The following is a 17,272-nucleotide window of genomic DNA, read 5'->3' on the forward strand; positions in this document are numbered from 1 at the left end:
AGGCCTTCACGGACTTGCGTTGTTCAGAATCGCGACCGAATTCGTCCATAAAACGTGAGTAGCGTTCGGGTTATGGATCGAAGAGCGTTCATGGTGACCGCCGGTGGCGCGGCGGCGGGGGCGGCGATGCTGCCGGGGCAGGCGGAGGCGCAACCGCAGACACAAGGGAAGTGGGGCCCGCACGGGCCGGTCGTCCGCTTCAACGTCCTGAGCGACATCCAGGGCGACCTCACCGACTTCGGCAAGGCGCTCGACGACCTGCACGCGATCAACCCGGGCAGCGCCGGGCTTGGTATCGCGGGTGACCTCACCCCGCGCGGCTACGACTTCGAGTACGCCCAGCTTCGCTCGACCTTCGACAAGCACCCGCATCCGCGCGAGGTCGCGTGGGCCATCGGCAACCACGAGTTCTACGTGCCGAAGTGGCGCGATCCCGACACCCTCGCCCAGGAGACCTGGCCGAACGGGACGACCGAGGATTCGCTTTTCCGCAGCTTCTACCGGTTCGCGGGCCGCAACACCGTCTACTCCGAGACCTCGTTCGGCGGCGTTCCGGTGCTCTGCCTCGGAACCGAGCAGTACGCGAAGTACCACGAGCCCAAACTGTGGGACGAGGTCTGGATGAGCGACCGGCAGTTCACCTGGCTCGAACAGCGCCTCCGGTACTGGTCGAACCGGCGCAGCCCGGTGATGGTGCTGACGCATCATCCGCTGCCCAACACCGTTTCCGGTACGCACAACAAGCTCTACCGGTCCGACTACCTCCAGCCCGACAGGCTGCTTTCGATCCTCGGCCGCCACCGGGACGTGTTCCTCTTCTCCGGGCACACGCACTGGGACCTGAACCTGTCGGACTGGGTGGTCCGCCGGGTGGTGCCGGGCACCGGGAATCTCGAAGGGTTCACCGTCGTCAACACCGCGGCCGTGCAGACCGGCTGGACGGATGACGGGAAGGGTGGGGAAGTGTCCCTCGGCGGCGCGTTCAACCAGGGGCTGCAGGTCGAGGTGTCACCGGGCTCGGTGGTCATCAAGGCCAGGGACTTCACCACGAAGACCTGGCTGAAGCAGATCACCGTTCCGCTGCACAACTCCTGGGGACGTCAGGACGGTTAGGCCGGACCGGTCCGTGAAGAGGCCTTCACGGCTGGCCGAAGTACATGAAGGCCCCCTTCCTTGCGCCAGGCGCAAGGAAGGGGGCCTTCATGTACTCGGGAGGGCAGGTCACCGGTGTCGAGCCGGTCGCGGCCTAGTTGGCCGGTTTGACCTCGGTCTTCGGGTCGCCGTCGACCGCGGCGGCGAGCTGCGGGACGATCCGGTCGATCACGTACGGCAGGCTCAGCACGGTCACGAAGGAGACCGCGCTGCCATAGGTGCCTTCGTTCTCGATGAAGACCTCACGCTTCTCCTTCGACACCTTCAGTCCGCTGTAGAGCGCGTCCTTGCCGAGGATTTCCTGCGCCTTGGCCGGGGTGTCGATGAGCCACACGAGCGCGTCGCGGTCGAGCAGGTCGGTCCGCTCGGCGCTGAGGCTCTTGCCGAACTTGTCACCGATGGCGGCGTCGAGGTCGGCGGGCAGCTTGAAACCGAGCGATTCGAGGATGTGCGAGCGACCGTCCTGGCTGCCGTAGACGAAGTAGCCCTCGTAGGTCGACGCCATCAGGGCCGACTTGCCCGCGAACTCCGGGTGGTCCTTGCGGGCCTGGGCGAACTTGTCCTCGACGCCCTTGACCAGTTCGTTCGCCTTGGTGGCGCGTCCGACGGCCTGGCCGACCTTCTTGGTCGCCTCGTTCCAGGGGATGCCGTAGTCGTTGTACTCCTTGGGCTGCGCGACGACCGGGACGCCGATCTGGCTCAGCTTGTCGTACTGCTCCTTGGTGAGCCCGGAGTACAGCGCGATGATCAGATCCGGCTTCAGCGCGGCGATCTTCTCGTACTGCGGCCCGTCCACGTCCTTGAGGACCTCGGGCAGCGCGGCGCCGCCGAGCTTGTCGGTCGCCCACGGGCTGATGGTGCCGGGGAACTTGCCGAGCCAGTCGGTGACACCGACCGGGACCACGCCGAGGGCGAGCAGCGCGTCCTGCTCGGTCAGGCCGACCGTGACCACACGCTTGGGCTCCTGCGTGATGGTGGTGCTGCCGTATTTGTGCTCGATCGTCGTCGGGAACGCGTTCGCGTCGACCGCGGAGCCGGCGGAGTTCTGCGCGGCCGGGGTGGCCGACTCGCCGCCTCCTCCGCACGCGGTGAGCGAGGCGGCCAGCACCAGGGTGGACGCCAGCAGGCCGGCGGTCTTCAGGCGCCCGCGCACGGCGGAGAGGGTGGGGATTCGGGCCATCATCCGTCCTTCGTGATCGGCGGTCCGGCGCAGTGCCGGATTAATCGAGAATCAGGTTTGGCTAACCTAAGACGCAGACCGCTCGATTGCAACCGGTGACGGTGCGTCCCGGGTCACGTCCGTGAACGGTTGTCCGACCATGCCGCCCAAAGCGTTGCGTACTGACCGCCGGAGGCCACGAGTTCGTCGTGTGTCCCGCTTTCGACGATCACGCCCGCTTCGAGTACGACGACGCGGTCCGACGCCGCGGCCTGGGTCAGCCGGTGCGCGACGACGAGACCGGTCCGGCCTTCCAGTGCGGCGGCCGCGGCGGCTTCGAGGGTTTTCGCGCCCGCGCTCCCGGCTTCGGCGGTGGCCTCGTCGAGGATCGCGATCGGCGGGTCCGCGAGGACCAGCCTGGCCAGCGCCAGTTGCTGGGATTGGGTGACGGTCAGCTGGTGCCCGCCTTCGCCGACGACGGTCGCGAGACCTTCGCTCAACGCCTCGGCCCAGCCGCGCGCGCCGACTTTTTCCAAGGCCGCCAGCAACTCCGCGTCGGTCGCGCCGGGATGGGCGAGCCGGAGATCGTCCGCCAGCGAACCGGCGAAGACGTGCACCTCCTGGCTGATCAGCGCGACGGCCCGCCGGGTGGCGGACGGCCCGAGCTCGTCGAGCGGAACGCCGCCGACGGCGATCGTCCCGGAGTCCGGGGTGTGGATCCCGGCGATCAGCTTGGCCAGCGTCGTCTTCCCGGCTCCGCTCGCGCCGACCAGCGCGACCCGTTCACCGGGGGAGAGGTTGAGGTCGACGTCCCGCAGCACCGGGTGTCCGTCCACATAGGAATGAAAGAGCCCGGCCGCCTTCACCGACGCGTCAACGGGTTTCGCGGGCAGCTCGGGTTCGCGCGGGGCGGGCAGGTCGGCCACACCGACCAGCCGGGCGAGGCTCGCGGCGGCCGCTTGCGCGTCGTCCACCAGCGCCAGCGCGCTGTTGATCGGACCGAACAGGCTGTGGAAGTACAACGCCGCCGCCGTCGCCGCCGCCACGGTCACCGCGTCGGCGCCCACCAGCAGGAAACCGGCCGCGAGCACGGCAGAGAGGCCCACGAACTCGGCCAGGTTGAGCCGGGCGAAGAACCTCGTCATCAGCCGGACACCACGCAGCATCAGGTCCATCGCGCCCTCGGACCGCTGCCGGACGCGCTCCACGTGGGCGTCGGCGAGCCGGAACGCGCGGACGGTCTTCGCGCCGCCGATCGTGTCGAGCAGTTGCTGTTGCTGCGAACCGGTCGCGATCCGCTGCTTCGCGTACAACGGCACGGCGTTGCGGACGTACCAGCGCACGGTGTGCAGCTGGATCGGCGTCGCCAGCAACGCGGCCAGCAGGAACCGCCAGTCGAGAACGGCGAGCGCGCCGAGGGTCAGCACGATGGTGAGCACCGAGCGGCCCAGTTCGGGCAGGGCCTCACGGACCGCCCTCGCGACCACCGTGACGTCGTTGGTGACGCGGGCGGTCAGGTCGCCGGAGCCCGCGCGTTCGACCTGCTCCAGCGGGAGACCGAGCGCCCGGTCGACGAACCGTTCGCGCAGTTCCGCCAGCAGCGTCTCGCCGAGCTTCGCGGTCAGCGAGACACCCAGCGCCGTCGCGATCGCCTGCCCGACGGCGACCAGCACCAGTGCCACCACGGGGGTGGTCAGTTCGGTCGCGGGCCGCTTTTCGATGACCAGGTCGACGATGTGGCCGAGCAGGCGTGCGGTGAGCAGCCCGATCGCGGTCGCGCAGACGAGCATCGCCAGCGCGCCGGCGGCACGGGCCTTCGAGGTGCGGAGCAGTTCGCCGAGGACCGCGCGGATCCGCCTGCCGTCGGCGGTGGGAAGCAGCTCACGCGTCATGACAGCACCGCCGCGCGGTAGTCGGCGCGGTCGCGGGCGAGTTCGGCGTGGCCGCCCTCGCCGGTGATCCGGCCGCCGTCGAGAACGACGACGCGGTCCGTCACGGCGAGCAGGGCGGGGCTCGTGGTCACCAGGATCGTGGTCCGTCCTTGTCGTAGCCGGGCGAGCCCGGTGGCGATCCTCGCCTCGGTCACCGTGTCCACCGCCGTCGTCGGGTCGTGGACGACGAGCACCGGCGCGTCCGCGGCGAGCGCGCGGGCGAGCGCGACCCGTTGGCGCTGCCCGCCGGAGAGGGAACGCCCGCGTTCGGTGACCGCGGTCGCGGTGCCGTCCGGCAGCGCCGCCGCGACCTCGTCCGCCGCCGACGCGGCCAGCGCGTCGCCGGATTCGCGGCCGCCGGCGTGCACGTTCTCCGCCAGCGTCCCTTCGAACAGGTCCGCGTCGTGCGCGGCTACCAGGACGACCTCCCGCACCCGGTCCGGGTCCACAGTGGACAGATTGACGCCGTCGACGTGGACCATGCCCTCGGCGGGATCGCCCGCGCGGCCGAGGCAGTCGAGCAGATCGGTCGCGGCGGCCGGATCGGCGGCGACGACGCCGATCAACTGCCCGGCCGGGATGTCGAGGTCGACCCCGCGGAGGCTGCGGTACGACACCTGGGTGAACTTGACGTTCCCGCCGGAGGGGGCGGGGAGTTCGCCGTCACCCGGTTCGACCGTCACCGGCGTGGTCAGCAGGTCGGCGACCCGGGACGCCGACGCGCGGCCCTGCGCCAGTTCGCCGTTCACCCACGAGAAGATCAGGAACGGGGTGAGCAGGAACTGGGCCAGCCCCACCGCGGCGACGAGATCGCCGACGCTGATCGCCCCCGACGACGCGAGATGCCCGCCGACAAGCGCGACGACCGCGATGAAGACGCCGGTCAGCGCCAGCACCGCGCCGTCGTGCCAGGCCTTCGCCTTTGCGGCGCGCAAGGTGGCCTTGAGCGAGTTCTGGCTGGTGTCCCGATAACGGGCGACGGCGGCGGGTTCGGCGCCGATGCCCTTGAGCACCCGCAGGCCGGAGACCAGATCCGTGGCGACCCCCGAAGCGTGCGCGGAACGCTCCTGTTCGGCCTCACTGCGGCGTTCCAGCGGCTTGCCGATGAGATGCGCGAGGTACAGCAGTGGCGGCGTGCCCAGTAGCACGAGGAGACCCAGCGGAAGCGAGATGCGCAGCAGGGCGACGGCGCTGACCAGCACCCCGGCGAGCGCGGCGATCCCGAACGGCAGCGCCGCGTTCACCACGCCGACCCGCTGCGCGTCGCTGGTGCCGATGTTGACCAGTTCACCCGCCAGCTTGCCGTTCTCGGCGCCACCACCGGGATGCAGGACGCGGCGGCTGATCGCGATACGGAGATCGTGCGCCGCCCGCAGCGAGGCGCCTTCGGCCGCTCTCGCGGCGAACCGGTAGCTGTAGGACAGTCCCGCGAAGACCACGCCGAGCACGGCGAGCCAGAACACGAGCGTGCCCGCGGAACCGCCGGCGACCGCCTGGTCGATCACCACCCCGATGATCACCGGGACGAGTGCTTCACCGCCTTGGTGTCCGGCGGCGAGAACGGAAGCGAGCGTGACTCGACGTCGCTGCCCGGAGATGGCCTGGCGCAGGACGCTCCGGCTGGTGGTGGCCGTTGCGGACACCGGCGCCTCCGTGGGTCGGGGGTAGGTAAGGCTAGTCTAAGTAGATAGCTCGTTGAGGTGAACTCCGGCGTTCGGTTAGCTCGCCTCACTCGAAGGAGGTTCCGTGGTCGTCACCGAACGCGCGCCCGCCGCCGCGGCGTCCCCGCCCAGCGCGGCGGCACGGACGTTCCGCGCGGGTGGTCTGGTGGTCGGGCTCGCCTTGCTGGCGCTCGTGTTCCTGCTCAGTATCTGGGTGGGGTCGAAGAGCATCCCGTTCACCTCCACCTGGTCGGTGCTGTGGCACAACGACGGCTCGACCGAAGCGGTGATCATCCACGACCTCCGCATCCCGCGGACCCTGCTGGGCGTGGTCGTCGGCGTGGCGCTCGGCCTGGCGGGCGCGGTGATGCAGGCGCTCACCCGGAACCCGCTCGCCGACCCCGGCCTGCTCGGCGTCAACACCGGTGCGTCGGCCGCGGTCGTGTCGGGTATCGCGTTCGTCGGGGTCACCGGCGTGCTCGGCTACATCTGGTTCGCCTTCGCCGGGGCGGCGATCGCGTCGGTCGTGGTGTACGTCCTCGGCTCGGCGGGCCGCAGCGCCACCCCGGATCGGCTCGTGCTCGCCGGTTCGGCCGTCATGGCGGTGCTCCAGGCCTACATCGTCGGGATCCTGCTGCTGATGCCCGAGACGTTCAACCAGTTCCGCTTCTGGAACGTCGGTTCGCTCAGCGGCCGCAAATGGGACGTGTTCTGGCAGATCTCGCCGTTCGTGGCGGTCGGCGCGGTCATCGCGCTGCTGCTCGCCCGGCCGCTCAACATCCTCGCGCTCGGCGACCAGACCGGCAAGGCGCTCGGCGCCCACATCGGCCGCACCCGGGTGCTGGGCGCGATCGTGGTGACCCTGCTCTGCGGCGCGGGAACCGCGGCCATCGGACCGGTCATCTTCCTCGGGCTCGCCGTGCCGCACGCCGCGCGCATGCTGGTCGGCCCGGACCAGCGCTGGGTCCTGCCGTACTCGATGCTGCTCGCGCCGATCGCGCTGATCGGCGCCGACGTCGTCGGCCGCGTGCTGAACCCGCCGGAGGAACTGCAGGCGGGAATCGTCGTCGCGTTCCTCGGCGCGCCGGTGTTCATCGCGCTCTGCCGTCGCAGGAAGCTGGCCCGCCTGTGACCGCGATCAAGGAGCGCCCACCGATGAGGACCCGCGTCCTCCGCACCCCGGGCGGCGGACTGTCCCTGCGCGTGACCCCGCGGGCGGCGATCGTCGTCACCCTGCTGGCCGTCGCCGTGTTCTTCGTCGGGGCGGTCAGCATGACCACCGGCGACTACCCGTTGTCCGTCGGCGAGGTCATCCAGACGCTGTTCGGCTTCGGCGACCGGAGCACGGAGTTCATCGTGACCACCCTGCGGCTGCCGCGGCTGCTGACCGCGTTGCTGGTCGGTGGCGCGCTCGCGGTCAGTGGCGCGATCCTCCAGAGCCTGTCCGGGAACCCCTTGGGCAGCCCCGATTTCATCGGCTTCACCGAAGGCGCCGCCGCGGGCGCGTTGCTGACGATCATCGTCGTGCACGGCGGCATGCTCCAGGTTTCGCTGGGTGCGCTGGTCGGCGGCGTCGTGACCGCGGGCTTGATCGCGTTGCTCGCGCTGAAGGGCGGCGTGCACACCTTCCGGCTGATCCTCGTCGGCATCGGCGTGAACGCGATGCTGCTCGCGTTCAACTCGTACCTGATCACCAGGGCCTCCTGGCAGGACGGCCTGGCGGCGCAGGCGTGGCTGGTCGGCGGGCTCAACGGCCGCGGCTGGGAGCACGTCGTCCCGGTCGCGATCGCCATCGCCGTCCTGCTGCCGCCCGCCCTCGTCTACGGCAGAAGGCTTTCCCTGCTGGAGATGGGGGACGACTCGGCCAAGGGACTCGGCGTGCCGGTGCAGCGGAGCCGGGTCGTGCTCCTCGGGGTCAGCGTCGGGCTGTGTTCGATCGCCACGGCCGCCGCCGGTCCGATCGCGTTCCTGGCGCTCGCCGCGCCTCAGCTGGCGAAGCGGCTGACGCGGTCGTCGGGACCCGGGCTCGCCGCGGCCGCGCTGATGGGCATGCTCCTGCTGGTGACGAGTGATCTGATCACCCAGCAGTTCCTCGCCGGCCTGCCCGTCGGTCTGGTTACCGGGGCGATCGGCGGGCTGTACCTCGGCTGGCTCCTGGTGTCCCGGCGCGGGGTCAGCCGAGCTGCGCGCTGACCGGCTCGATCGGCGCGGGCTCGCCGAAGCGGGCCAGCGCCAGCGCCGCGGACACCGCGAGCACGAAACCGACCGCCGCCACGGCCGCGAACCCCGGTCGCGTGGTGTCGCCGAGGACGAGAACCCCGATCAGGGAAGGGAAGACGGTCTCGCCGATCACCATCATCGCGGTCGAGGTGGTGACACTGCCGCGTTGCAACGCGGTGGCGTAGAACAACATCGCCAGCGCGCCCGCCACGGCCAAGGTGTAGACGGCGGGGTCGGTCAGCAGATCCAGCGGGGCAAGGCTGGTGAGCACGCGGCCGGACAGGGCGACCACGCCGAAGCACAGGCCCGCGATCAGGCCCAGCGCCGGCGTCCGGATCCGCCGCGGCGCGCGGCCGGCGAACATCCCGGCCGTGCCGAGTACGACCACCGCGCCGATCAGCACGAGCCGGAAACCCAGCCCGGTCGCCGACGAGCCTTCGCTCTCGGCCGACATCCCGAGCAACGCGAGCCCCGCGCAGACGACCGCGACCGCCGTCCACTCGCGACGCCCCAACCGGACACCGAGCGTCCTCGCCGCGACCGCCGTCACGGCCAGGCTTCCGGCCAGCGCCGCCTGAACCACGAACAGCGGCAGCACGCGCAGGGCGGCGAGCTGGGCGACGAACCCGATCACGTCCAGCGCCAGACCCGCGACGAACTTCCACTGCCGCAACACCCGCACCAGCAGCCGGGGATCGACGCGGTCCTCGGCGCCCGAGGTCGCTTTCGCGGCGATCGCCTGCATCACCGAAGCGACGCCGTACGCACAGGCCGCGAAGAACGCGCAAACCAAACCCCACCACATGAACCACGAGCCTAGCCCTGCGGTGTCCACACGGAGATCTCACGTGATCGGGCGCGTAACTCACGTGATCGGGCGCGTAACTCACGAGTTACGCCTTCAATCACGCGAGTTACGCCTTCAATCACGCGAGATCGCCGTATGTGTAGGGTGAGCGACATGTCGAACAGGAGTTCGAGCGCGGCCGACCCGGTGGAGCGAGCCTGGCCGGCGGGGATCGCCGAGGACGAAGCCGGGATCCAGTGGGACTTCCTGCGCTTCCTCCGCGCCACCGCGGTGAACAAGGTCGCCGGGCTGACCAGGGAGCAGGCGGCCGCGACCCCGCTGCCGGCGTCCCCGCGGATGAGCGCGCTGGGGCTGCTCAAGCATCTGACCGCCGTGGAGCGCTGGTGGCTGTCGATCGAAGCGGGCGGCGCCGAGCTGCCTTCGTTGTGGGAAGGTTCACCGGATCCGAGCTGGGACCTGACCGAGGACGACGACCCGCGTTCGGTCGTCGAGGCGTACTGCGCCGAGTGGGCGCTCTCGGAGTCGTCCCTGGCCGGGGCCTCTCCGGACGACCGGGCGCGCCGGTCGGGGAAGTTCACCGTCCGCTGGGTGCTCGCCCACGTCGTCCAGGAAACGGCGCGGCACGCCGGGCATCTGGACATCCTGCGTGAGCTGGCCGACGGAACCACAGGGGAGTAGCGTCGTAAGGTGTCCGCATGGCTGACAGGCTGTACTTCCGGCAATTGCTCGCAGGCCGTGACTTCGCGGTGGGGGACCCGGTCGCGACGCAGATGGTCAACTTCGCCTATCTGATCGGCGACCGGGAGACGAACGAGGCCGTCATCGTCGACCCGGCGTACGCCGTCGGCGATCTGCTCGACCTGCTGGAAGCCGACGGCATGCGGCTGACCGGCGTGCTCGCGACGCATCACCACCCCGACCACGTCGGCGGCGAGATGATGGGCTTCTCGCTCCCGGGGATCGCGGAGCTGCTGGAGCGCGTCCAGGTACCGATCCACGTCAACACCGCCGAAGCCGAATGGGTCCGCCGGATCACCGGCGTCTCGGAAACCGATCTGCGCTCGCACGAACACGACGACGTGCTCGAGGTCGGCGCGGTGCCGATCCGGCTGCTGCACACGCCGGGACACACGCCCGGCAGCCAATGCTTCCTGGTCGACGGGCGGCTCGTCTCCGGTGACACGCTGTTCCTCGAAGGCTGCGGCCGGACCGATTTCCCCGGCGGTGACGCGGAGGCGATCTACCGGAGCCTGCAATGGCTGGCCGGGCTGGACGGGGATCCGGTCGTCTACCCGGGTCATCAGTACTCGGCCGAGCCGTCGGCGAACCTTTCGCGCGTGAAGGACACGAACTTCGTGTACCGGCCGAAGTCGCTGGAGGAATGGCGGCTGATGTTCGGCGGCTGACCGCCTGCCGTCTCCGCAAGTAGGTGACGAATTGCGGAGGAAGGCGTCCAGATCGCGGGACGCGAGGCTCGCTGTTTGACCGGCCCGGCTCCGGAGGCCGAAGCTCGGAACCGTGACGCTCAAGCTGCATTGGTTCCTGCCCACCACCGGTGACGGCCGGACGATCGTGGAGCACTTCCACGCCAGCCGCGCCGCCGGGGCGTCCGCCGCCCGCGAGCCGAGCCTCGACTACCTCGCGCAGGTCGCCCGCGCCGCCGAGGCCAACGGTTTCGAAGGCGTGCTGACGCCGACCGGGACCTGGTGCGAGGACGCGTGGCTGACCACGGCCGCGCTCATCCGCGAGACGAGCACCCTCAAGTTCCTCGTCGCGTTCCGGCCAGGGACGGTCTCGCCGACGCTGGCCGCGCAGATGGCCGGAACGTTCCAGCGGATCTCGCGAGGACGTGTGCTGCTCAACGTCGTCACCGGCGGCGACGCGGTCGAACAGCGCCGGTTCGGCGACTGGCACGATCACGACCAGCGTTACGCCCGCACCGGCGAGTTCCTCGAGATCGTGCGCGGCGTGTGGAGCGGCAAGCCGTTCGACTACGCCGGCGAACATCTCAAGGTCGAGGGTGCGACCACCCGGGCGGCACCCGATCCGGTGCCGCCGATCTACTTCGGTGGCTCCTCCGCGGCCGCGCTCCCGGTCGCGGCGAGGCACGCCGACGTCTACCTGACCTGGGGTGAGCCGCCCGCGCAGGTCGCGGAAAAGATCACCAAGGTCCGTGAACTCGCCGAGGAGCAGGGACGGAAGCTCCGGTTCGGCGTCCGGCTGCACACCCTCTCGCGTGACACGTCAGCGGAAGCCTGGGCGGAGGCGGGAAAGCTGCTGGAGGCGATCGATCCCGAACGGATCGCCCACACGCAGAAACAGTTGTCCGCCAGCGAATCCGTGGGCCAACAGCGGATGGCGGCACTGCACGGCGGGAAGACCGGCGGTGGCGTCCGCGGTCTGGAGATCCACCCGAACCTGTGGGCCGGCATCGGTCTGGTGCGCGGCGGCGCGGGCACCGCTCTCGTCGGCAGTCACGATGAGGTCGCCGACCTCATCGAGGAGTACCACGCGCACGGCATCGAGGAGTTCGTCCTCTCCGGATACCCGCATCTGGAAGAGGCGTACTGGTTCGGCGAAGGCGTGCGGCCGGAACTGGTCCGGCGAGGGCTCGTCGCGTAGACCTCAGAGTGTGCGCGACAACGCCAAAGCGGCGGTCCGCACCGCAGGTGCGACGCGGTTGGTGTGCATGCGATTCGCCCAGCCGGAGATCGACAACGCCGCCACCGCCACCCCTTGCGCGTCGAGCAGCGGGCTGGCCGCGCAGACGACACCCACGCCGGATTCCTCGCGTTCGAACGCGATTCCTTCGCCATGGATCTTGGCGAGCTGACGGCGAAGCAGGCCGGCGGCGGTGATCGTCCGCACGCTGACGCGCGGCAGCCCGGCATCGATCACTTGTGTCACCACGGATTCCGGCGAGAACGCGAGGATCGCCTTGCCGACGCCGGTGGCGTGCGCGGGAAAGCGGCCGCCGATCCGGGACGGCAACGACGGTGCGTCCGGTCCCCGGAGGATGTCGAGGTAGACGACCTCGGTGCCTTCCAGGACAGCCAAGTGCACGGTGTTCCTGGTCGCCTCGCGGAGATCGGCGAGATACGGCCGTGCCGCCTCGACCAACCCACGGCGCCGCACCGCGAGCTGGCCTATCTCGAACAGCTTCAGCCCGAGCCGCAGTGTCGCGTCCTCGCGTTCGAGCAGGCCGGTCGCGACCAGATGCCCGGTGAGCCGGTGGACGGTCGACTTCGCCAGCCCGGTCCGCCGCGCCAGCTCGGAAACGCCGAGAGCGTCGTCGCCGGGACGGAAGGCCGACAGCAGCGCGGAGATCCGGGCGGCGACGAGGCCGTCCGCTCCGGTTCGTTCCGGGTCGTCGTTCCGCCCAGCGGCACGCATGGGTTGAGTGTGCCCTATCCGCTCGGGGAGCGTCACCTGACATGGCGCAACGGAAAGCGGTGGCCGCGATCGTCGGTCCCGGGAACATCGGCACCGACCTGCTCGCGAAGCTCAGGCGCAGCGAACACGTCGAGGTGCGGTACATGGTCGGCGTGGACCCGGACTCGGACGGGCTGGCCAAGGCCGCCGAGCTGGGGCTGGAGACCTCCGCCGGCGGCGTCGACTGGCTGCTGTCACGCGACGAACTGCCGGACCTCGTCTTCGAAGCGACTTCGGCGAAGGCGCATCTGGCCAACGCGCCGCGCTACGCCACCGCCGGGATCCGCGCGATCGACCTGACCCCGGCCGCGGTCGGCCCGTTCACCTGCCCGGCCGTGGGCCTGCCCGAACGGCTGGACGTGCCGAACGTCAACCTCATCACCTGCGGCGGCCAGGCCACGATCCCGATCGTGCACGCGGTGTCGCGGGTGACGCCGGTGCCCTACGCCGAGATCGTCGCGTCCGTCTCCTCACGCTCCGCCGGGCCGGGCACCCGGGCGAACATCGACGAGTTCACCGCGACGACGGCGCGCGGGATCGAACTCGTCGGGGGAGCGAGCCGCGGCAAGGCGATCATCATCATCAATCCGGTCGAACCGCCGATGATCATGCGTGACACGGTGTTCTGCGCGATCGACCCGGACGCGGACTTCGACGCGGTGAGCGAATCCATCCACCGCATGGTCGAGACCGTCCAGGGTTACGTGCCGGGTTACACGCTCAAGGCGGATCCCCAATACGACCCTCCGCGGCCGGGCTGGAGCGGGCAGGCGCGGGTCGCGGTGTTCCTCGAAGTCGCGGGGAACGGGGACTTCCTGCCGAAATACGCGGGGAACCTCGACATCATGACGGCCGCGGCCGCCCGTGTCGGAGACCTTCTGGCCACGCAGGAGGTGGCGGCATGAGCTGGGACGACGTGAGCCGGGAAGTCCGGCTGGTCGACACGAGCCTGCGCGACGGCAGCCACGCGATGGCGCATCAGTTCACCGAGAAGAACGTGCGCGACACCGTCCGGGCGCTGGATGACGCCGGGGTCTCGCTGATCGAGGTCAGCCATGGCGACGGCCTCGGCGGCTCGACGTTCAACTACGGCTTTTCCCTTGTGGACGAACGGAAGCTGATCGAGGCTGCGGTCAACGAGGCACGGCACGCGAAGATCGCGGTGCTGCTGCTGCCCGGCCTCGGCACGGTCGGCGACCTGCGGGTGGCGGCCGACCTCGGCGCGGGCGCGGTCCGGATCGCGACCCATTGCACCGAGGCCGACGTGTCCGTCCAGCACTTCGGGGCGGCACGCGACCTCGGACTGGAGACGGTCGGTTTTCTGATGCTGTCCCATATGTCCACGCCCGAGGCGCTGGCGAAACAGGGCCGGATCATGGTCGACGCCGGGTGCCAGTGTGTCTACGTCGTCGACTCCGCCGGGGCGCTGATCCTGGAGGACGCGGGTGAACGCGTCGCCGCGCTGGTGGCGGAATTCGGGGACGAGGCGCAGGTCGGCTATCACGGACACCAGAACCTCAGCTTCGGCGTCGCGAACTCGGTCCTCGCCTACCGGGCGGGTGCGCGGCAGATCGACGGTTCGCTCGTGGCGCTCGGGGCCGGCGCGGGCAACTCGCCGACCGAGGTCCTCGCGGCGACGTTCGAGCGGCTCGGGATCCGCACGGGCGTCGACAAGGACGTGCTGATGGACGCGGCCGAAAACGTCGTGAAGCCCTACATCACGCGGCTCCCGGTGATGGACCGCTCGTCGATCGTGCAGGGATTCGCCGGGGTGTACTCGAGTTTCCTTCTGCACGCGGAGCGCGCCGCCGAGCGCTACGACGTCCCTGCACACGAAATCCTCTACCGCGTCGGGGCCGCGAAGTACGTGGGCGGTCAGGAGGACATGATCATCGACATCGCCCTGCAGCTGGTCGCCGAACGCGGTCAGGGCTGACGGTCGGCGCCGAGTACGAGGCGGACGCAATGGTCGATCAGGCGCTCGCGGCTCACCTTGAGCGAGCCGTCGAGGTAGGCGATGAACACATTGCTCAGCGCGCCGACCAGCCCGATCGACGTCATCTGCCGCTCGGCCGCGTCACCGTGGGACAGCTGCCCGCTGACCAGCTCTGCGAAGGAGGGGAGGAGCGCGATCCCGCGGGTGGTCAGCGCGGGATCGGTGATCGGCGCGAGCAGGAGCACGCGGCCTTTGCGCGGATCGTCGAGCATCAATTCGACGAAGGCGCGGACGGCGGCCTTCGCCCGTTCGGCGGGTTCGGCCGTGTCGCTGACGGCGTCGACGAGCGCCTGTCGCGCCTGCTCGCCGATGTGCTCGTAGACCTCGACGACCAGTTCTTCGCGGTCGGTGAAGCTCTCGTAGAAGTACCGCTCCGTCAGCTTGGCGTGGCGGCACACCGCGCGGACGCTCACCCCGGCGCTGCCCTGGGTCCCGAGCAGGTCGAGGCCCGCGTCGACGAGTTGTTCCCGTCGCGCGGCCTTGCGGTCGTCCAGGGTCGTGCCTGCCCAGCTCCGGCCGGCCATGATCGGCTCCTCTTGTTGACTACGGCCGTTGTCAACTTTAACCTGACAACAGTTGTGGTCAATTTAACCAGCTCAGTGAGGAGACCGGGGATGACACAACCGCGGCCGCTCGGACCGGATTCGCTGACCTGGAAGTACTTCGGCGACTGGCGTGGGCTGCTCATCGCGCTCTGGGCCGGATCCATGCAGAACATGCACCCCGAGCTGGGCGCGGGCGTCGAGGAGCATTCGCGGTTCTTCGAGGAGCGCTGGCAACGGCTGTTCCGCTCGCTGTACCCGATCGGGGGAGTGATCTACGACGGCCCGCGCGCCCGGCAGACCGCATTGGAAGTGCGCGGTTACCACGATCGGATCAAGGGCGTAGACAAACACGGGCGGCGCTATCACGCGCTCGACCCGGACACCTTCTACTGGGCGCATTCGACGTTCTTCGTGAGTGCGATCCTCATCGCCGACAACTTCTGCGGCGGGATCGGCGAGGCCGAGAAGCGGAAGCTGTTCGACGAGCACGTCCAGTGGTACGAGATGTACGGCATGAGCATGCGCCCGGTGCCGGAGTCGTGGGAGGACTTCCAGCTGTATTGGAAGCGCATGTGCGAGGACGTCCTGGAGGACAACAAGGCGACTCGCGACGTCCTCGAGATCCAGGACATCGCCAAACCGCATTTCCTGCCCTGGCTGCCGGACTTCGCCTGGAACCTCGTCCGCGGGCAGGTGGCGCGGAACTTCGTCTGGCTGACGGTGGGGTTGTACGACCCGCCGATCCGCGAGCGGCTCGGCTACACCTGGACCGAACGCGACGAGCGGCGGCATCGCCGGGTCGGGAAGCTGATCAACGCGGCGTTCAAACTGGTGCCGCGAGACCGCCGGTACCACCCGCGTGCCAGGGCGGGCTGGCGCCGGGAGCGTGGCGAACTGGCCCCGGACGCGCCGTTGGTCGAGACTCCCGCGAGGAACCTTCCGCCGCTTTCGGAGCGGGGCAAACCCGAGCACTACTCACCGAACGTCTGACGAGGAGCCTCGATGAAGCTTGGCGAGTGGTCATCGGCCGAAGGCGTCGGCTCGCGCCGCCGCGGTCCGATGCCCCCAATGCGGCATTGGGGACACTGAGCGTCTCCAATGCCACATTGGGGGCCTGCCTGGGGCCCGACAAGAGCCACTCACGACCACTCCTTCCCGCAAGTACGGACACTGACTAGGGAGCCTCGATGAAGCTGGGTTACCACCTCGGTTACTGGTCCTCCGGCCCGCCGGAGGGCGCGCTGGACGCGGTCTTGCGGGCCGAAGAACTCGGCTTCGATTCCGTGTGGACCGCCGAGGGTTACGGCTCGGACGCGTTCACCCCGCTCGCCTGGTGGGGCGCGTCGACCAGCCGGATCAAGCTCGGCACCAACATCGTCCAGATGTCGGCGCGCACCCCGACCGCGACGGCCATGCACGCGCTGACCCTGGACCACCTGTCCGGCGGGCGGTTCGTGCTCGGGCTCGGCGCGTCCGGGCCGCAGGTGGTCGAAGGCTGGTACGGGCAGCCGTATCCGAAGCCGCTGGCCCGCACCCGCGAGTACGTCGACATCGTGCGGAAGGTCGTCGCGCGCGAGGCGCCGGTGACCCACGACGGGCAGCACTTCCAGTTGCCGCTGCAAGGCGGGACCGGGCTCGGCAAACCGCTGAAGTCCACAGTGCACCCGTTCCGCAAGGAGATCCCGATCTTTCTCGCCGCGGAGGGGCCGAAGAACGTGGCGCTGTCGGCGGAGATCTGCGACGGCTGGCTCCCGTTGTTCTTCTCGCCGAAGACCGACGCCTTCTATCGGACGGCGCTGCAGGAGGGTTTCTCGCGTCCCGGCGCCCGGCACGGTTTCGACGATTTCGAGGTCGCCGCGTCCGTCCCGGTGCTCGTCCACGACGACGTCGAGGAGGCCGCGAGCTGGATCAAACCGTCGCTCGCGCTGTACATCGGCGGCATGGGCGCGAAATCGGTCAACTTCCACCACGACGTCTTCGCCCGGATGGGGTACGAGGACGTCGCGGACAAGGTCCAGGAGCTGTACCTGGCAGGCCGCAAGGACGAGGCGACCGCCGCGATCCCGACGTCGCTCGTGGAGGACACCTCGCTGATCGGGCCGGCGGAGAAGATCCGCGACGAACTCGCCGCGTGGGAGGAGACCGTGGTGACCACGCTGCTGCTGCGGGGCGATGCCGCCACGCTCACGAAGGTCGCGGAGTCTCTTTCATAGGTCGCGGCTTACGAGACTTGGCCGGCTCGGCACCAGTGCCCTCTTGAGTACATGAAGGACCCCTTCCTTGCGCCTGGCGCAAGGAAGGGGTCCTTCATGTACTCGGCAAGGTGTGAAGGTCGAGTTTCCTCGGCTGAGCCGAGGGAAGGGGGCCT

16 protein-coding genes are annotated in these 17,272 nt (G+C 69.7%); 10 read left to right on the forward strand and 6 right to left on the reverse strand.

Annotation, left to right across the window (positions count from 1 at the left end):
* The first annotated feature begins 72 nt into the window (after positions 1 to 72).
* Positions 73 to 1,113, forward strand: a complete 1,041-nt coding sequence (locus DL990_RS30525; RefSeq protein WP_233620624.1) for a metallophosphoesterase — start codon at positions 73 to 75, stop codon at positions 1,111 to 1,113.
* A 133-nt stretch (positions 1,114 to 1,246) separates the two neighbouring features.
* On the opposite strand, the gene DL990_RS30530 is transcribed toward DL990_RS30525, so the two are convergent.
* From DL990_RS30530 to DL990_RS30540, 3 genes are all read right to left on the reverse strand, one after another.
* Complete coding sequence (locus DL990_RS30530; RefSeq protein WP_125784228.1) at positions 1,247 to 2,332, reverse strand: iron-siderophore ABC transporter substrate-binding protein; 1,086 nt, start codon at positions 2,330 to 2,332, stop codon at positions 1,247 to 1,249.
* Between the two features lie 113 nt (positions 2,333 to 2,445).
* Positions 2,446 to 4,203, reverse strand: coding sequence for an ABC transporter ATP-binding protein (locus tag DL990_RS30535; RefSeq protein ID WP_125800736.1), 1,758 nt, complete (start codon positions 4,201 to 4,203; stop codon positions 2,446 to 2,448).
* Positions 4,200 to 5,885 (reverse strand): ABC transporter ATP-binding protein, encoded by a 1,686-nt coding sequence (locus tag DL990_RS30540; RefSeq protein ID WP_125800737.1) that lies wholly within the window; start codon positions 5,883 to 5,885, stop codon positions 4,200 to 4,202. Before DL990_RS30540 ends, DL990_RS30535 begins: the two co-directional genes overlap by 4 nt.
* 103 nt (positions 5,886 to 5,988) lie before the next feature.
* Here DL990_RS30540 and DL990_RS30545 point away from each other — a divergent pair, with 103 nt between their 5' ends.
* Entirely contained in the window at positions 5,989 to 7,035 is a 1,047-nt protein-coding gene (locus tag DL990_RS30545; RefSeq protein ID WP_125800738.1) for an iron ABC transporter permease, read from the forward strand.
* Between the two features lie 23 nt (positions 7,036 to 7,058).
* Complete coding sequence (locus tag DL990_RS30550) at positions 7,059 to 8,096, forward strand: iron chelate uptake ABC transporter family permease subunit (protein ID WP_125800739.1); 1,038 nt, start codon at positions 7,059 to 7,061, stop codon at positions 8,094 to 8,096.
* Here the strand turns inward: DL990_RS30550 and DL990_RS30555 are convergent.
* Entirely contained in the window at positions 8,077 to 8,928 is an 852-nt protein-coding gene (locus tag DL990_RS30555; RefSeq protein WP_125784218.1) for a DMT family transporter, read from the reverse strand. The genes DL990_RS30550 and DL990_RS30555 overlap by 20 nt on opposite strands.
* A 156-nt stretch (positions 8,929 to 9,084) precedes the next feature.
* On the opposite strand from DL990_RS30555, the gene DL990_RS30560 reads away from it, so the two are divergent.
* The 3 genes from DL990_RS30560 to DL990_RS30570 all read left to right on the forward strand — a co-directional run bounded on the left by DL990_RS30560 (position 9,085) and on the right by DL990_RS30570 (position 11,553).
* Positions 9,085 to 9,609, forward strand: coding sequence for a DinB family protein (locus tag DL990_RS30560; protein WP_199746667.1), 525 nt, complete (start codon positions 9,085 to 9,087; stop codon positions 9,607 to 9,609).
* A gap of 17 nt (positions 9,610 to 9,626) precedes the next feature.
* Positions 9,627 to 10,337 (forward strand): MBL fold metallo-hydrolase, encoded by a 711-nt coding sequence (locus DL990_RS30565; protein WP_125784216.1) that lies wholly within the window; start codon positions 9,627 to 9,629, stop codon positions 10,335 to 10,337.
* Positions 10,338 to 10,449: 112 nt separating this feature from the next.
* Positions 10,450 to 11,553, forward strand: a complete 1,104-nt coding sequence (locus tag DL990_RS30570; protein ID WP_125800740.1) for an LLM class flavin-dependent oxidoreductase — start codon at positions 10,450 to 10,452, stop codon at positions 11,551 to 11,553.
* 3 nt (positions 11,554 to 11,556) lie between these two features.
* Here DL990_RS30570 and DL990_RS30575 read toward each other — a convergent pair whose 3' ends face one another.
* A complete protein-coding gene (locus tag DL990_RS30575) occupies positions 11,557 to 12,324 on the reverse strand; it encodes an IclR family transcriptional regulator (RefSeq protein ID WP_125800741.1) in 768 nt (255 codons plus the stop codon).
* Positions 12,325 to 12,365: 41 nt separating this feature from the next.
* Here DL990_RS30575 and DL990_RS30580 point away from each other — a divergent pair, with 41 nt between their 5' ends.
* Both DL990_RS30580 and dmpG read left to right on the forward strand, forming a co-directional pair.
* Entirely contained in the window at positions 12,366 to 13,268 is a 903-nt protein-coding gene (locus DL990_RS30580; RefSeq protein WP_038514145.1) for an acetaldehyde dehydrogenase (acetylating), read from the forward strand.
* Positions 13,265 to 14,299, forward strand: coding sequence for a 4-hydroxy-2-oxovalerate aldolase (gene dmpG, locus DL990_RS30585; protein ID WP_125800742.1), 1,035 nt, complete (start codon positions 13,265 to 13,267; stop codon positions 14,297 to 14,299). The genes DL990_RS30580 and dmpG overlap by 4 nt, the downstream gene beginning before the upstream one ends.
* Here the strand turns inward: dmpG and DL990_RS30590 are convergent.
* Positions 14,290 to 14,883, reverse strand: a complete 594-nt coding sequence (locus DL990_RS30590) for a TetR/AcrR family transcriptional regulator (RefSeq protein WP_125784211.1) — start codon at positions 14,881 to 14,883, stop codon at positions 14,290 to 14,292. The two genes, dmpG and DL990_RS30590, sit on opposite strands and share 10 nt — an antisense overlap.
* A gap of 90 nt (positions 14,884 to 14,973) precedes the next feature.
* Between DL990_RS30590 and DL990_RS30595 the strand changes: the two genes are divergently transcribed.
* Positions 14,974 to 15,894: an oxygenase MpaB family protein gene (locus DL990_RS30595; RefSeq protein ID WP_125800743.1), complete on the forward strand. Its 921-nt coding sequence runs from the start codon at positions 14,974 to 14,976 to the stop codon at positions 15,892 to 15,894.
* 197 nt (positions 15,895 to 16,091) lie between these two features.
* The gene (locus tag DL990_RS30600) at positions 16,092 to 17,117 is read left to right on the forward strand and encodes an LLM class F420-dependent oxidoreductase (RefSeq protein WP_125800744.1); all 1,026 of its coding nucleotides are present in this window, start codon (positions 16,092 to 16,094) and stop codon (positions 17,115 to 17,117) included.
* Positions 17,118 to 17,272 lie beyond the last annotated feature (155 nt).

Source organism: Amycolatopsis sp. WAC 01416 (assembly GCF_003947485.1).
GTDB lineage: Bacteria > Actinomycetota > Actinomycetes > Mycobacteriales > Pseudonocardiaceae > Amycolatopsis.

What these genes read in the sequence shown, in the direction of transcription:
- DL990_RS30525 (WP_233620624.1), top strand. Translation starts at nt 73, where the DNA reads ATGGATCGAAGAGCGTTCATGGTGACCGCCGGTGGCGCGGCGGCGGGG.
- DL990_RS30530 (WP_125784228.1), bottom strand. Translation starts at nt 2,332, where the DNA reads ATGGCCCGAATCCCCACCCTCTCCGCCGTGCGCGGGCGCCTGAAGACC.
- DL990_RS30535 (WP_125800736.1), bottom strand. Translation starts at nt 4,203, where the DNA reads ATGACGCGTGAGCTGCTTCCCACCGCCGACGGCAGGCGGATCCGCGCG.
- DL990_RS30550 (WP_125800739.1), top strand. Translation starts at nt 7,059, where the DNA reads ATGAGGACCCGCGTCCTCCGCACCCCGGGCGGCGGACTGTCCCTGCGC.
- DL990_RS30555 (WP_125784218.1), bottom strand. Translation starts at nt 8,928, where the DNA reads ATGTGGTGGGGTTTGGTTTGCGCGTTCTTCGCGGCCTGTGCGTACGGC.
- DL990_RS30560 (WP_199746667.1), top strand. Translation starts at nt 9,085, where the DNA reads ATGTCGAACAGGAGTTCGAGCGCGGCCGACCCGGTGGAGCGAGCCTGG.
- DL990_RS30565 (WP_125784216.1), top strand. Translation starts at nt 9,627, where the DNA reads ATGGCTGACAGGCTGTACTTCCGGCAATTGCTCGCAGGCCGTGACTTC.
- DL990_RS30575 (WP_125800741.1), bottom strand. Translation starts at nt 12,324, where the DNA reads ATGCGTGCCGCTGGGCGGAACGACGACCCGGAACGAACCGGAGCGGAC.
- DL990_RS30580 (WP_038514145.1), top strand. Translation starts at nt 12,366, where the DNA reads ATGGCGCAACGGAAAGCGGTGGCCGCGATCGTCGGTCCCGGGAACATC.
- dmpG (WP_125800742.1), top strand. Translation starts at nt 13,265, where the DNA reads ATGAGCTGGGACGACGTGAGCCGGGAAGTCCGGCTGGTCGACACGAGC.
- DL990_RS30590 (WP_125784211.1), bottom strand. Translation starts at nt 14,883, where the DNA reads ATGGCCGGCCGGAGCTGGGCAGGCACGACCCTGGACGACCGCAAGGCC.
- DL990_RS30595 (WP_125800743.1), top strand. Translation starts at nt 14,974, where the DNA reads ATGACACAACCGCGGCCGCTCGGACCGGATTCGCTGACCTGGAAGTAC.
- DL990_RS30600 (WP_125800744.1), top strand. Translation starts at nt 16,092, where the DNA reads ATGAAGCTGGGTTACCACCTCGGTTACTGGTCCTCCGGCCCGCCGGAG.